This is a genomic window from Bacteroides sp. HMSC067B03 (assembly GCF_001811315.1).
Taxonomy (GTDB): Bacteria; Bacteroidota; Bacteroidia; order Bacteroidales; family Bacteroidaceae; genus Bacteroides; species Bacteroides faecis.
In genome coordinates this window covers 163,280-177,810 of the sequence record NZ_KV804412.1, presented here as the reverse complement: position 1 = coordinate 177,810, position 14,531 = coordinate 163,280, and the positions used below count along the sequence as shown (strand labels likewise).

Sequence of the window (14,531 nt, the reverse complement as noted above, 5' to 3'; positions counted from 1 at the left end):
ACAACGAAAGGAGAAGTGTTGGTGACAGTGTGAAATGAAGGCTCTTCTCGCACACAAAAGAGGAGATTCTTCCTCCTTACAGTCGTCTGAATGACATAGCCGACCATTTCTCATTGGCATTCGTCTGAATGACAGAGCCAAATGATGGCAAAAAAATATATTGATACACTTTAATGTGAGATATATCGGAAACTTCCCTCACTCCATAAGATGACAGTAAAATGGAACTTTTGCTATTGTCAGCTTATTGTCAGGGCTTATTGTCAGGAAGTAATCTGTTTATTATGAGACTATTATATGTGAAAAGCTGACAGATGACAATAGAAATCCATATTTAATCATTATGTAGAAGATACGGGAAAATTATTTCTCCGGTCATTTCTTGCTTAGATCTGAAAAATAGTATCGTTTGCAACGACTAACATTTTATGATGGGGCGCAGGGAATCCTGCTCTTGACCAGTTGCAGGCATCTTTTTGCCTGTGACTCTTCTCATAGGCGGTTTCGTACCCCCGTGGGGAGTATGTAATGTACCTCCAGCATCCTTATATGTGTTAGTCAAAGGGAAAGGCGAAAACGTTCTTTTTTGCCCCTTTATTAATACTTTTATCCTATGGAAACAGAAAACACGTTGACTACCGCAGAAGAAAGTCTCAATGAACTCTTTTTTGAAGAAGAAGCCCGTCTGTGGGCAGAGGTGTACGGCAAGCAATCTGATAAACCGGACCTTCAATCCCTTCATAATGCCTGGTTTCTGCCGAAATAACAGCCGGCTTAGTTAACTGAAATCAGGAAGGAATTAATCAAATGAAAACATAGCCATTTGCCATTTATGCTCCAATATAACAAGTAAATATTCGCTTACAGGTTTGTCAGCCGCAAGAAATCAAGTAAATGCAAATGTGCAATACCGGCAACTTCGCTTCCCCGATTAAACTCATCCAAGCTGACCACATATTTAGGATAGTTATCGGGAATATTCACCAAATTTCCGAACTCACGTTCTCTTGTTTTCTCGTCTGCTATCAAATAGATCACTTGAATATATACACGCTTTCCTTGTTTTATTCCGACAAAATCAATTTCTTGCTGTTCATGTTGCCCTACATAAACGTAATACTACAAATATAACGATTTTATCAATCATAGCTTATAAACAGCTCAATTTTAACCAAACGGTTAAAATGGCCAGTCGCATTAAATCATATTTCTGTCATTCTCTTCGTTCTTAGAATTGTAAACGGTCAATCCTTTTACTGTCAGCAAATATTTCTGACGAGGATGTTTTGGGCTGTTAGGGTAGAGCATCGCAACAAAACCTTCTTTCATTGCAGGATTCAGATAATTTGCCATAAAGTTCTCTCGGTCTTTCAAATTCATAGCCGCAAGCATTTCCTTGATTGATAGTTGCTGTTTTGCCAATATTTCAATCAATGCTTGTACTGTTGCTGAACATGTCGGGTACTTGTCGGCTGCTTGTCGGCTACTTGTCGGGTTTTGCCCTTCCGCCCATTCAGATGGAGGATTCACAACCATATACCGATTCTTTAATTCATTGTGTTCGCCCATCATCAAGTTTCTGAAAAACAGAGTCAAAAAACTCATATCCGGTTCGATACCTTTACGCACATTGCGGTAATTGGCCCGAACCAGCGCATTGCGGAAATACCAAGAGTGTTCGGCAAATAGATCATTGTTTACATCGAAGCCGATGCTCCTCAGATATTTTATGGTGAAAACAGCCGTTGTTCTGGTGTTTCCCTCGCCAAAAGGATGTATTTGCCAAAGGTTTGAAACGAACTTTGCAATATGCTCAACTACTTTATCTAAAGACAATCCTTTGTAAGAGAAGTTTTTTTCCTGTTCCAAATCATACTCTATTGCCCTACGTAAATCTTCTGCATTGACATACAATACGGTATCGCCACGAAGCACCCATTCTTTCTTTGTGATGTCATAGTCTCGGATTTTACCTGCAAATTTGAATACACCTTCAAACAGCCTTCGATGAATTGAAGTGAATCCGGTTACAGAAAAAGCAAATGACTTTTCATTCAAGATTCGGGCAATGTTGGCAGAAACCTTGTCCGCTTCCTCCGTATCTTCATCATTTGGAGTGCGTACAGTCTTGGATTGGTAATATCCATTGATAAGTGCTTTCACTTCATCAATGCTGATATCACCCTCAATATGTTTGACCGCAGTATCTTTCAGATAATCGGAGGTCTGCAAACCATCTACAGCTTGAAGACCGATAGCGGTTTTCCAAGCCGAAGCCCTTTCTTTCTTGTCAGGTTCTCCGTTACGGATGTATTCGTCGAAGTTTGGCATTTTATGTAATATATCAGAGTTGATATGCTTTTATATATTGTTTGATGTCATCACCAATACATCATTTTCTGTTGACATATATTCTTGAAGCATTTTTTCTCGCTTTTCTTTCCTATATAGGTAACCCCCAACTGCTTATAAAACAGGAGAAACTCACGGAAAGGGATACAAATATAGTCATTTGCTGTTTACAAACAGCAAATAAAACTGAATTTTGCTGTTTGCAAACAGCAAATAACTATATTCCCTGTAAAACCTCCCGAACAACAAAAGCCGCAATCCATCTCTCCCGCTTAAGAAGAGATGATATTGCGGCTCACTATGGACTAAATAGCTGTAAAGCTATAAGCTGATTTCAAACAAATTACAGACCAAAAGCAGCTTTGATCTTATCCACGTAGTCCAGTTTCTCCCAGGTAAAGAGTTCCACTTCTACGGTCTTGTTGCCCTCATAACGAGAGAAGAACGTTTTCGATACCACCTGCGGCTCACGTCCCATGTGACCATAAGCGGCAGTCTCCTGATAGATCGGGTTACGAAGTTTCAGGCGTTCTTCGATAGCTTTCGGGCGAAGATCGAACAACTGGTCGATGACACGGGCGATTTCGCCGTCAGTCATATTCACGTGGCTGCGTCCGTAAGTGTCGACAAAGATATTGATAGGACGCGCTACACCGATGGCATAGCTCACCTGTACGAGCATTTCGTCGGCAACACCTGCTGCAACCATATTCTTAGCAATGTGGCGGGCTGCATAAGCTGCGCTGCGGTCTACCTTGCTGGGGTCCTTTCCGGAGAAAGCACCACCACCGTGAGCACCCTTGCCACCGTAAGTATCAACAATAATCTTACGGCCTGTCAGACCGGTATCTCCATGAGGACCACCGATCACAAATTTCCCGGTCGGGTTGACATGATAGATAATCTGATCGTTGAACAGTGCCAGCACTTTATCGTGGTGGATGGAAGCGATGACACGAGGCATCAGGATGTCGATAACATCACGACGGATGATAGACAGCATCTCTTCGTCAGCCTTGAGCTGAGCTTCGGCAGAATCGTCTGCCGGCTGAATAAAGTCGTCATGTTGGGTAGAAACTACAATCGTATCAATACGGACGGGAGTTCCGTTGTCGTCATATTCAATCGTTACCTGGCTCTTGGCGTCGGGGCGAAGGTAAGTCATCACCTTTCCTTCACGACGAATGTCGGCAAGAACCTGTAGAATACGGTGCGCCAGATCGAGTGAAAGCGGCATATAGTTTTCCGTCTCATTCGTAGCGTAACCAAACATCATACCCTGATCGCCCGCACCCTGTTCCATCGGGTCCTGACGCTCTACGCCACGGTTGATGTCGGGGCTTTGCTCATGAATGGCGGAAAGAACACCACAAGAGTTGCTTTCGAACATGTACTCTCCTTTGGTGTAACCGATTTTCTTAATAACTTCACGTGCAATGAGTTGGAGATCAACGTACGCTTTAGTTTTCACCTCACCCGCTAATACTACCTGTCCGGTAGTTACTAGTGTTTCGCAAGCTACTTTAGAACTGGGGTCGTAAGCCAACAGTTTGTCAAGCACGGCATCCGATATTTGATCGGCTACCTTGTCGGGGTGTCCTTCTGACACCGATTCGGATGTAAATAAGTATCCCATCTTTCTTAAATTAAGAATTAAAAATTAAGAACTAGAAACGAGAAGAGACGGAGAAGAGGTGAGTGCTGCGGAAATGCTGCCGAAAAGGCGTCAACAAGACGTGTTTTAGCATTTTTTTCCGTGGTTGCAAGCTACTCAAATCTGTCCACACTTTCATTTCGGGGACAAAGATAAGTATTATTCGGAGATTATATTTATCTTTGGGCAATGTTTAACACATATATACAGGAAATAAAACGGATTATTTACCTGAAACAAGAAAAGTCATGATTCTAAATAATAAGCTAAAAACAATCTTTGTATTGGCTCTTTACATCGGATTTACGATTGCCATTTACGCCATTGTATGCCACTTCTTGAAAATTGAATTTCAAGACATTCACCTGTTATATGCAGTATTGGTAGGGTGTATCGCTTATCTACCTAAGTTTATCGCCGATAAGAAGAGAAAGAAGTAGGCTCATTGTCTTTCCCAGCACCGGATGCACCAGTTCGGGGGCAATCTCTGCCATCGGCTTCATCACGAAGTCACGTTCCGCCATCAAGGGATGGGGGAGGTTCAGTTCTGCTCCAGAGGGAGAAGTAGCCGAAAGTATCAGATCGTCATACATCAAAAGGTCGATATCAATCAAGCGGTCGCTGTACACACCGCCTGTTGATTTATGTGTGCGTCCCAGTCCACGCTCTATCTCCTGCGTCTTCTGCAGCACTTCCAGAGGCAGCAACTCCGTTTCTATGCATGCGGCTGCATTCAGAAAGCTGTTATCCGACTCAAAGCCCCAGGGAGCTGTCATATAAAAAGCAGACAGGGAAATCACTTTCCCTATCTGCTCCTCTATTTTATGCACGGCATCCCGGAGATTCTTCTCTTTATCTCCCAGATTAGTGCCGAGACTCATATATACTCTTGCCATTAGAAATCTATTCTACCTTAAACGGTATTCTTCGTTCAATGGAACAAAGAACTCTACCTTGCCACACTTGGGGCAGACATACAGATCGAAAGCTTCACGATTCTGGAACAATTCGAACAGGTTTCCGAAGACTCCCGTATTCATTCCCTCATGAAACTCATATTTGCCGGAATAGATCATCTTCACCTGACAACGCAGGCAATCGATGGAACGTCCGCTATCGTCCGCTTCTTCTACAGCAGACAGGTCCAATATCTTATCATCCGGGAAACTGTAGTTACAGTTCCAGCAGATTTCAAAGCTATCTTCTACCTCTTCGTGGCATTTAGGACAGATTTTCATGGCCGTGCCTTTCCTTATTTGTCCAGAATCAGCATCGCATCACCGTAGGTACCGAAGCGATAGCCTTCCTTCAACGCTACATGATAGGCATCCATCACCTGATCGTAACCACCGAAAGCGGCAACAATCATCAGCAGTGTAGAAAGCGGCATGTGGAAGTTAGAGATCATCGAATTGGCTACGGTAAACTCATACGGAGGGAAGATAAACTTGTTGGTCCATCCTTCAAACTCCTTCAAGTGGCCGTCCGTGCTCACTGCACTTTCGATAGCGCGCATCACGGTAGTACCCACCGCGCACACGTTTTTGCCCTTATCTTTGGCATTATTGACTGTATTTACGGCTTCTGCATTCACAATCATCTGCTCAGAGTCCATCTTATGTTTTGTCAGGTCTTCTACGTCGATATCACGGAAATTACCCAGACCGGCATGCAGGGTGATATAGGCGAAGTCGATCCCTTTGATTTCCAGACGCTTCATCAGTTCGCGGCTGAAGTGAAGGCTGGCTGTCGGAGCAGTCACCGCACCTTCGTTCTTGGCAAAGATGGACTGGAAACGTTCCGAATCTTCCGGCTCTACAGGACGGTTGATGATAGAATGGGGCAGGGGAGTCTCACCCAATGCATAAAGAGCTTTCTTGAACTCATCGTGCGGCCCGTCATAAAGGAAACGGAGCGTACGTCCACGGGAAGTGGTATTGTCGATTACTTCCGCCACCATCGAGTCGTCAGCACCGAAATACAGCTTGTTACCGATACGAATTTTACGTGCCGGGTCTACCAGTACGTCCCACAGACGGAGTTCTTCGTTCAGTTCACGCAATAAGAATACTTCGATACGTGCGCCCGTCTTCTCTTTATTACCATACAGACGTGCCGGGAATACTTTCGTATCGTTGAATATAAATACGTCTTTATCATCAAAGTAGTTCAAAACATCCTTGAACATCTTGTGTTCAATCTCTCCAGTACGACGGTGTAACACCATCAAGCGCGACTCATCTCTATACTTCGTAGGATGCAAAGCGATTTTATCCTCGGGTAATTTAAATTTGAATTGTGATAGCTTCATATCTATTCCTTATTACGTTAATTATTATCTTCGTCGTTTTCTATTTCCTGCCGGTCTATCCACTCTTTAAAGTGCTCCGGGTCCAGACAATCTTCCAGACGGACGTCTCCTACACGTGTGCGGATCAGTCCCGTCAGATGAGCTCCGCTGTGGAGGGCTTCGCCAATGTCACGGGCAAGAGCACGGATATACGTCCCTTTGCTGCACACCACACGGATTCGGATCATCGGTTCCGGATCGTCCAGACGGCATTCCAGCAGCTCTATCTCATCAATAACAAGCTGCTTCGCCTTTAGTTCCACATCCTCGCCTTTACGTGCCAGCTCGTAAGCGCGCTTGCCGTCCACCATGCAGGCGGAAAAGGCAGGGGGCACCTGCTCGATAGCACCCAGAAAGTGCGTCAGCGTTTCTTCCACCAGCTCCCGCGTGATATGTTCGGTAGGGTAGGTGGCGTCTATCTCATGTTCCAGATCGTACGAGGGAGTAGTAGCACCCAGCCGGAGCGTGGCTACATATTCCTTGGTGTGATACTGAAATTCTTCTATTCGTTTCGTAGCCTTACCGGTGCATACTATCATCACTCCCGTAGCAAGAGGGTCGAGCGTTCCGGCATGGCCTACTTTCAGCTTTTTCACTCCTATCCGGCGGCAGATATGGTAACGGACGTGTCCTACTACCTTAAACGAAGTCCAGCCGAGAGGTTTATTGAAAAACAGTACTTCTCCTTTTTTAAAATTCATCAGCCAATTTCTAAATTGTATCCCAGCAACAACATGATCAGGATCGTTCCGCCTACAATAATCCGGTACCAGCCAAATGCCTTAAAGCCATATTTTGTCACAAAGCTTATAAAGAACTTGATAGCCAGCAAAGCCACGACAAAAGCCACGACATTGCCAATGATAAGTGCCGGCATATTATTGAGCAGAATTTCCGTACCACCGTCGAGGAAGAGTTTCAGCACCTTATATCCGGTTGCCGCAAACATGGTCGGTACTGCCAGGAAGAACGAAAATTCGGCGGCATCCTTACGTGTCAGCTTCTGCGCCATACCTCCTACAATGGTAGCCATGGAGCGGGATACCCCCGGTATCATGGCTATGCACTGATACAAACCGATGTTGAACGCTTTTCTTTCCGTCAATACCGTATCTTCCTTTCCTTGCGAAAATATCTTGTCGCAAAACAGCATGAATATGCCTCCGATAACCAGCATCACAGCCACTATCACTACACTTTCCAGCATCTCGTCTATTTTATCGCTAAATAAGAAACCCAGCACGGCAGCAGGGATGAAAGCGACCAATAACTTCCAATAGAAATCAAATTTGTGCAGAAAGCGCTTGATGGCAGGTGTATTCTCCGGCACCGGTGCATGGTTCAGCCGGAAGAAACGTTTCCAATAAAGGCAAACTACCGAAAGAATCGCACCAAACTGAATGATAACCGTGAACGCTTTTACAAATTCCGTACTTTCTACGCCCAGTACGTTTTGCGCTATAATCATGTGCCCGGTAGAAGAAACCGGAAGAAACTCTGTCAACCCTTCTACAATAGCAATAATAATCGTCTCAAATGTCGTTAAATCCCCCATCCTTATTCTTCTGTTTTTTGTGTTTTAGGTTTACGCAACACTGCGTATATCATTGATAAAAAACCAAACAGGCAAACCACAGGTGCCACCTTGATTCTGCGTACACTGAAAATATCCGGTTCAAAAACCGTTTCGGACGATGTAGGGCCCGTCATCAATAGAAATCCAATAATGACAATCGCCATTCCTATTGCGAGCAAGATAAAGTTCACTTTATCGAAGGCAAATTTCTGTTTGTCAGACATAAGCTTATTTTGTTACAAGTTACTAAATTCCCAACTATATGTTATTCTCCTAAATATAATACAGCGTGTTGGCTCTCATCCTCAGATATTTATTGATAGAGAGGTAAGCGCACAGCCAGGTTATGATCACCCCGAACACCAATACGCTGCCGCATACAATCAGCATGACTTCCGGAGTAATCACCTGAATCAGCTCCTGCTCATAGGTCACCGCCCAATAGGCAGTCCCCATCAATATGGCATCGGCAAGCATACCCGCCAATATCCCGCTCCACACGTTTCTACGCAGGAAGGGCCCCCGTATAAATCCCCAACTGGCACCCACCAGTTTCATGGTATGAATAAGGAATCGTTTGGAATAGATGGCAAGTCGTATTGTATTGTTGATCAAAGCGAAGGAAATGAAGGTGAGCACCACCGCCAGTGCCAGCAGCACAAGGCTGATATTCCGTATATTTTCATTAACGGCATCAATCAGCTCTTTCCGGTAGAGCACATCCTGTATATTGGAATTCTTCTTTATCAGTTTTTCTATCTTCGCAATGCTGTCGGAATTGGCATAATCGGAGTGTAGCTTGATTTCAAGTGAGGCCGTGAAAGGGTTATATCCGAGAAATTCTTCGGGGTCTGTCCCCATCGCTTCTGTCTGTTCTTTGAGCGCCTGCTTCTTGGAGATGTATTCGGACTGCTTCACAAAAGGTTCCTGATTCAGCTTCTTCTGAAGTTTCAGAATATCCGCCTCTTTCATGTCATCACTGATGAGAATGGAGAAACTGATATTCTCGCGCACGTACACAGACATGTTGTGCGCCGTGAGCACAAAGAACACGACCAGTCCCAACAGCAATAACACCAATGTCGTACTGATACTGGACGTTATAAATTGCATGTCGAACAGTGACTTCGACTTATATCTGTTTTTATTTCCCATGCGCTATCTTTTTTTCCGGAATACGTAAATCATCGAACTGCTCCGTTCTTTCCGTCCCAAAGTACTGAACCAGGCAAGCGTCCCTACATACATCCCTTTAAGGAAACTGCACGAACTGCCGCGATGTTTCTCACTCAGCATCGACACATAAAACGCATCAAACGGCATCGGATGACGCGCCGCCATTATGAAACCATGGCGGGAAGCTAATTGCTGAATAGTGCCGGGAGTGAAATGCCAGAGATGGCGGGGGACATCGTATGCCGCCCAATACTCTCCGTAACGTTCCGCATCGTAAGAGGAACAGTTGGGTACCGCCACAATGAGCATCCCTTTTTCTGTCAGCAACTCACGAAGCATCTCCCATGTCTCATTGAGATGTTCCAGATGCTCCATCACATGCCAGAGGGTGATCACATCGAAACTGCCGGGAGCAAACTCCTGCAAAGCTGATTCAGGCTTTACGTCCAAATCGAAATGCTCTTTGGCAAAAGCACGCGCCTGCGGACTTTTCTCCACTGCCTCCACTTTCCAGCCACGGCCAGCCATAGCGTCGGCAAAATAACCGGTTCCCGTACCTATATCAAGCAAACGCCCTCTTTTTCGGTGTGCCTCTCTGGCTACCAGACGCGCCTTGCGGCCCAGCATATAGGAACGTACGTAATGGTAAATGGTATTCATCGCGCCCTTGCGCGTATCAGTGTGGGAGATGTAATCGGGAGTCTCATAATACTTGCCTATTTCTGCTTCTACCGGCACACCTTGCGTGAACGTAAATCCGCAGTCTTCACACGAACACAGCTCAAACTGTTCGCCCGAAGCATAAAAATCCGTACAAGTCATGACGCGTTTCAAGTGCGTACTGCCACACACCGGACAAGCATTTATAATGAGTTTCTCCATTAATTTCTAAGCAAAATTAAGTGCTGCCCCGATTCACAAGACAACACTATTCCCGAATTTGGTGCAAAGAAACAAATAAAAAGTGACGTAACGGGCTTTCGTTAAGTACTTTTAATAATATAACGTTACTCTGACACTTATTTCAAAGTGTACTCCCAAACAGGAGGATAAAATGAAATGTGAAGCAACTTCCCGCAATCAGAACAAAACTTCTTAGTACATGAAAAATGGATAGGAATCATTGTGCAGAATCAGAAATATACAACACAAGTACGGGCTGAACTGGAAAAACGGAAGGAATCACAGTCTGCATATTTTCAAATCACACATATTTTACGTTATAAGAATCAACAAGACAGAAAATAAGGATAAAACATGAAAATAGAACGCATGTGTCACGTCTCAAGTATCAATCTAACATTCTCAGTCCATCCCACAATTGACAATATCCAGAGCAAAACAAACATCCAAAGTACCTTTTATTCTGTTCCTTTAAATGAAGCGAAATGTTTCTCACCGACCAACGAGTCGTTCCTTTAAAACCAACAAGGTGTTTCTTTAAATGAAACGCCTCCTAACATTGCTAGTTATCATGCATATTTCACCTATCTATATCCAAAAACAAGATCATTTATGCATATTCTTGCAGTGTTTTATGCAGTATTTTTTCTATTAGAATGGATTCAAACAATCTTCTTTCAATGATAATCTTAAAAATAGGACATAACTCATTCATGTACATCTTCCTAATCTGCCAGCTATTTGATTGCGCATAAAATTTATTTAATTAACTCTTGTTTCAACCATATCGGCTGTATCATTATTATTGATAAGAAATTCATAAATAGATTTATTATCTCGATAAACAATCCTTTTACTCAAACTTTGAATGATTAAACTATCCATGTGATTAATGTATGCTCTTCTTACTTTTTTACTACTATGAAACCATGCGGATCGAAAAATCAATAACGAAGTATCTCTTTTATCAATATATACCGAGTCTGCATAATTATTAGCATTATAATAGCAACAAAGTTTTATAGGTTCATTTGTTGTATTGACAAGTGATATACTCGTTAATTGGATGCAACTCATTAGAGTTAAAACTAATATAAGATAAAAAAATACTTTCATTTCCAATTTGTGCTGATTATCAATAATTGTTTCGCAAATAAAGCATATATTTCTCATAAAAAAAAGGAGGAGAATAAAATTAATTTCCTTCTCCTCCTTATTCTTACTTATAATAAGAACTTCCCCAAGGAATCTTCATCATTCTATTTCTATACTCGTCAGCTTTGTATTCTAATGTCCCTTTTGTTGTGTATACATTGTCCATCGGGTCAAAGAATCCATATTGACTGTATTCTTGAATGGTGCGTCCATAAAAGTTGGCCCATCCCATTTGATTTTGTTGTTGTATATGATAATTCTCATGGAAACGAGTACCTTCTTCGTCGTTTCTAGAATTAACATACATATTCCTACCTAATGTGATTCCACCACCTTTCATGAGTAATGTTGATAATCCTCCACCTCTATATAATCCTTCGGCACCATAGGACTTTTCAACTTTATACGGAGCACCAAATATCACATCCATCGCAATGCTTCTACTAACGCCACTGATAGCTCCCCCAACAGCATCCTGCCAAATCCGATCCGGGTCTTTATATGCGATAGCATTCACCACACCGGAAGTAAGCCCCGTAGCAGTTCCTCTCATTGAATTATAGCCTATTTCAGCCAAACTGTTTGCAAGCTTACCACCATTTACCCCCTTAAAGGTAGGAATTACAATACCAATAGCAGAGCCACCTATGACAGAATAAATATCACTCCAATTCATATCATTTCCAAATATAGCATTGGTCGCCGCAGTATTGGCTACACCGCTAAGCATATTATACCCAACAGAGTTTCCAAAAGTACCTAAAGCCGACAAACTTCCAACAGCACCGAAACCGCCACCAATTGCACCACCAACTGCACCGACACCTACGGACTTCCAAAAATTTCCACTATTCCATGGCTGCCCACTTATCAAGGTTGATACTGAGTAAGTAACCGCTGATGCTCCTGCTCCGATAACAGCTCCCCAACAAATACCATCCAATATTGCTCCTACCGGACCAAGAAAAATGCTAAAGAAAAACTCACCATTCTCATCAACATAGCACAACGGACTATTCATACAGTAACTGTACCGATTGAAAGCCTGCGTGAAATCCAGTATTTGCACATAAGGGTCAGGAGTCAAGAAACGCCCTAACACCGGATCATACAACCGGGCATTCATATTAATCACTCCGAACATTTCCAAATGCTCGTGCCCCGTATAGCCTCTGCCCAGCAGTAATTTCGGAGCTGCACCAATAGCGTAAGCCTTTAGCGTTGAAGGATTACGTCTACATCCCCAGGCATCGAAATTGTTTTCTTCCACAATGTTACCCTGTGCATCTGCGATTTGCAAAACACTACCTAAATAGTCACGATGAATGAAGTAAACCAATGATGTGTCTCCTTTCTTCATCAACACAGCAGAAGCGTCATAATACCCCCCACCAAGATAAAGACGTTCATGCACACCTGTACTGTCAACATCCAGTTCATAATTATCACCAAGATAGTAACGGGTCAACAGATTCCGAGAATTATCGGAATATTGCATACGTATACGATCATGATTGGCATTATATGTCAATACAGCTTTTTGTATGCCGTGGGTAATGATGGAAGGACGCTCAGCAGCGGTATATACGATATCAAGATGGGACTTAACAGGGCTTTCTGCCAAAGGAGTCAACCCCGTCACTGCATAAGGATGGTTAGGATTCGTATACATTAATTCTCCAGCATTACCTTTCTGACGAATATTACCAAGGTTATCATATTCCACTATTTTCCCTCCATAACTAGTAAGGCGGTTTAAGGCATCATAACCAAAGTTCTCAGCTAGATTTCTTTTTGTATCGATACGACTCTCCAAGTTACCATTCGAGGCATTGAAATGATAGCTGTAATCGAAAAGGACAGAACCGTCAGCCCGAGTAATGCTACGCTTCACAGGTAATCCCCAATCATTGAAAGTATAACTGCGTTGCATTCCTCCGGAAGTAAGCTTCGTCAGTTGACCTTGCGGATTCTCTTCATCGTGGCGATAAACTATTGTACCATCTGCCAGACGGACTTCCGTCAGGAAACCATTTCGATAGATAAGCTGTTCGGTAGCCAAAGTACCGTTTTGCGATGTATAAGAAACAGAATCCGGCATTCCATCATCTGTATAGGCATATGTTTTCTGCAACCATTTTCCGTCGGGAGCCTCTTCACGCTGTATTTTCAACCTTCCATATTCATCGTAGGTATTGAGCAGAGCACTGCCATTATTTGATACAGCCGAAAGCAACACATTTTCTGTATCATCATAAGTATAAACAGTAGTCAAATCCAGTGTCGTTTGCTTCGTAAGGCGACCATAGCAGTCATACTCTGTCGTTATCTCACGACCGTCTGCATCCGTTTCCTTACAGATGTTTCCCGCATCGTCATAAGCTGTACGTCTGATTCCCGCACTTGGATCTTTGATAGCGATTCTGCGACCGTACTTATCATAATAGAAACGAGTCTGAACATCTCCCGGAGCCACCGCAAGCACTGGTTGTCCATCAGGACGATAATAATAGACAATACTTCCTGCAGCATCCGTAGTTTGCGTCATCAGTCCCATTACATCATACTTGCGGATACGACGAATACCATTTTCAATAACAGTATCGGTCAAAGCACCGTAAGCGCATGAGTCTACTTTTCCGGATGCATAGTGTATAGAAGTACGACGACCAAACTTATCATACGTATAATCGTTCCAACGTAAAGGCACATTGCCTGTAGTGGGCAGCGATTCTTTTTCCAGCAGACCAGTTTTGGTATTGTATACCTTATCCGTTTTCATTTCCTGACCATCAAAGCGAATCTGTGATATACGAATTTCCCGTTGTAAAAAGTCATAATACGTTTTAGACACAGGTTTTCCGGTCTCAACAGTAGTTATTACATACAATCCCGGTTCTCCTTCTTTGCTCCATGCAGCTGATGTCTGTTTTACACTGCCATCCGGATTATGGGTTCCTACAAGGTTCCCCCAATCATCATATACATAGCGGGTAGCACGTCCTTTATGGTCAGTACTACTCTGTAAAAAACCGGTTTCCGGATCATAAACATAATCGGTAAACAGTCCCATAGAAGTACTGTCTCTCAATAAATGTCCGTCCAAACTATAAACAAATTCCTTCGACAACCAATTTGTTGATTCATAAGAACATTGCTCCTGTTTAGTCAATTGCAGACGATCGTTATACTCACAGAGTTCTTGGGAAGTAATATTCCCATTAAAAAAATTAGTCTTTCTTACAGGCAAGTACCGATCGTCGTAGTCCGTTCTTACTTCCTGAAAGATGATTGAATCATTACGGAAACTCTTCGTATGGGCATAATACGGAAGTCCCAATAGATACAGATCACTCCTATCTACA

At 43.1% G+C, this 14,531-nt stretch carries 14 protein-coding genes; 2 read left to right on the top strand and 12 right to left on the bottom strand.

The features are described 5' to 3' along the window. Nucleotides 1-613 precede the first annotated feature (613 nt). Nucleotides 614-766 (top strand): hypothetical protein, encoded by a 153-nt coding sequence (locus HMPREF2794_RS29055; RefSeq protein ID WP_010535965.1) that lies wholly within the window; start codon nucleotides 614-616, stop codon nucleotides 764-766. A 95-nt stretch (nucleotides 767-861) separates the two neighbouring features. Here HMPREF2794_RS29055 and HMPREF2794_RS29050 read toward each other — a convergent pair whose 3' ends face one another. The 3 genes from HMPREF2794_RS29050 to metK form a co-directional block, all read right to left on the bottom strand. After that, nucleotides 862-1,038: a hypothetical protein gene (locus tag HMPREF2794_RS29050; RefSeq protein WP_168166616.1), complete on the bottom strand. Its 177-nt coding sequence runs from the start codon at nucleotides 1,036-1,038 to the stop codon at nucleotides 862-864. 159 nt (nucleotides 1,039-1,197) lie between these two features. Continuing rightward, the gene (locus HMPREF2794_RS19620) at nucleotides 1,198-2,331 is read right to left on the bottom strand and encodes a Fic family protein (RefSeq protein ID WP_010535963.1); all 1,134 of its coding nucleotides are present in this window, start codon (nucleotides 2,329-2,331) and stop codon (nucleotides 1,198-1,200) included. Nucleotides 2,332-2,695: 364 nt separating this feature from the next. After that, nucleotides 2,696-3,988, bottom strand: coding sequence for a methionine adenosyltransferase (metK, locus tag HMPREF2794_RS19615; RefSeq protein WP_010535962.1), 1,293 nt, complete (start codon nucleotides 3,986-3,988; stop codon nucleotides 2,696-2,698). A 266-nt stretch (nucleotides 3,989-4,254) separates the two neighbouring features. Here metK and HMPREF2794_RS29980 point away from each other — a divergent pair, with 266 nt between their 5' ends. Continuing rightward, nucleotides 4,255-4,446 carry a hypothetical protein gene (locus tag HMPREF2794_RS29980; RefSeq protein ID WP_022302414.1) on the top strand — a complete coding sequence of 64 codons (192 nt, stop codon included), beginning with the start codon at nucleotides 4,255-4,257 and terminating at the stop codon, nucleotides 4,444-4,446. On the opposite strand, the gene folK is transcribed toward HMPREF2794_RS29980, so the two are convergent. From folK to HMPREF2794_RS19565, 9 genes are all read right to left on the bottom strand, one after another. Further along, entirely contained in the window at nucleotides 4,408-4,902 is a 495-nt protein-coding gene (gene folK, locus HMPREF2794_RS19610) for a 2-amino-4-hydroxy-6-hydroxymethyldihydropteridine diphosphokinase (protein ID WP_055269312.1), read from the bottom strand. The genes HMPREF2794_RS29980 and folK overlap by 39 nt on opposite strands. Nucleotides 4,903-4,914: 12 nt before the next feature. Continuing rightward, complete coding sequence (locus HMPREF2794_RS19605; protein ID WP_010535960.1) at nucleotides 4,915-5,244, bottom strand: hypothetical protein; 330 nt, start codon at nucleotides 5,242-5,244, stop codon at nucleotides 4,915-4,917. Nucleotides 5,245-5,258: 14 nt separating this feature from the next. Further along, the gene (queA, locus tag HMPREF2794_RS19600) at nucleotides 5,259-6,317 is read right to left on the bottom strand and encodes a tRNA preQ1(34) S-adenosylmethionine ribosyltransferase-isomerase QueA (RefSeq protein ID WP_010535959.1); all 1,059 of its coding nucleotides are present in this window, start codon (nucleotides 6,315-6,317) and stop codon (nucleotides 5,259-5,261) included. Nucleotides 6,318-6,334: 17 nt separating this feature from the next. Next, nucleotides 6,335-7,057 (bottom strand): tRNA pseudouridine(55) synthase TruB, encoded by a 723-nt coding sequence (truB, locus tag HMPREF2794_RS19595; RefSeq protein ID WP_010535958.1) that lies wholly within the window; start codon nucleotides 7,055-7,057, stop codon nucleotides 6,335-6,337. Further along, the gene (locus HMPREF2794_RS19590; protein ID WP_010535957.1) at nucleotides 7,057-7,911 is read right to left on the bottom strand and encodes an undecaprenyl-diphosphate phosphatase; all 855 of its coding nucleotides are present in this window, start codon (nucleotides 7,909-7,911) and stop codon (nucleotides 7,057-7,059) included. Before HMPREF2794_RS19590 ends, truB begins: the two co-directional genes overlap by 1 nt. A gap of 2 nt (nucleotides 7,912-7,913) precedes the next feature. Beyond that, nucleotides 7,914-8,156: a DUF3098 domain-containing protein gene (locus HMPREF2794_RS19585; RefSeq protein ID WP_010535956.1), complete on the bottom strand. Its 243-nt coding sequence runs from the start codon at nucleotides 8,154-8,156 to the stop codon at nucleotides 7,914-7,916. Nucleotides 8,157-8,205: 49 nt separating this feature from the next. Continuing rightward, a complete protein-coding gene (locus HMPREF2794_RS19580; RefSeq protein ID WP_010535955.1) occupies nucleotides 8,206-9,087 on the bottom strand; it encodes a cell division protein FtsX in 882 nt (293 codons plus the stop codon). 3 nt (nucleotides 9,088-9,090) lie between these two features. Beyond that, the gene (locus HMPREF2794_RS19575) at nucleotides 9,091-9,990 is read right to left on the bottom strand and encodes a methyltransferase domain-containing protein (RefSeq protein WP_070752320.1); all 900 of its coding nucleotides are present in this window, start codon (nucleotides 9,988-9,990) and stop codon (nucleotides 9,091-9,093) included. Nucleotides 9,991-11,230: 1,240 nt separating this feature from the next. Next, nucleotides 11,231-14,506, bottom strand: coding sequence for an RHS repeat domain-containing protein (locus HMPREF2794_RS19565; protein ID WP_070752318.1), 3,276 nt, complete (start codon nucleotides 14,504-14,506; stop codon nucleotides 11,231-11,233). Between the last annotated feature and the right edge of the window lie 25 nt (nucleotides 14,507-14,531).

Bases quoted from the DNA above. Each gene is read 5' to 3' on its own strand.
- HMPREF2794_RS29980 (WP_022302414.1), top strand. From the start codon at position 4,255: ATGATTCTAAATAATAAGCTAAAAACAATCTTTGTATTGGCTCTTTAC.
- queA (WP_010535959.1), bottom strand. From the start codon at position 6,317: ATGAAGCTATCACAATTCAAATTTAAATTACCCGAGGATAAAATCGCT.
- HMPREF2794_RS19590 (WP_010535957.1), bottom strand. From the start codon at position 7,911: ATGGGGGATTTAACGACATTTGAGACGATTATTATTGCTATTGTAGAA.
- HMPREF2794_RS19620 (WP_010535963.1), bottom strand. From the start codon at position 2,331: ATGCCAAACTTCGACGAATACATCCGTAACGGAGAACCTGACAAGAAA.
- folK (WP_055269312.1), bottom strand. From the start codon at position 4,902: ATGGCAAGAGTATATATGAGTCTCGGCACTAATCTGGGAGATAAAGAG.
- HMPREF2794_RS19585 (WP_010535956.1), bottom strand. From the start codon at position 8,156: ATGTCTGACAAACAGAAATTTGCCTTCGATAAAGTGAACTTTATCTTG.
- HMPREF2794_RS29055 (WP_010535965.1), top strand. From the start codon at position 614: ATGGAAACAGAAAACACGTTGACTACCGCAGAAGAAAGTCTCAATGAA.
- truB (WP_010535958.1), bottom strand. From the start codon at position 7,057: ATGAATTTTAAAAAAGGAGAAGTACTGTTTTTCAATAAACCTCTCGGC.
- HMPREF2794_RS19575 (WP_070752320.1), bottom strand. From the start codon at position 9,990: ATGGAGAAACTCATTATAAATGCTTGTCCGGTGTGTGGCAGTACGCAC.
- HMPREF2794_RS19605 (WP_010535960.1), bottom strand. From the start codon at position 5,244: ATGAAAATCTGTCCTAAATGCCACGAAGAGGTAGAAGATAGCTTTGAA.
- HMPREF2794_RS19580 (WP_010535955.1), bottom strand. From the start codon at position 9,087: ATGGGAAATAAAAACAGATATAAGTCGAAGTCACTGTTCGACATGCAA.
- metK (WP_010535962.1), bottom strand. From the start codon at position 3,988: ATGGGATACTTATTTACATCCGAATCGGTGTCAGAAGGACACCCCGAC.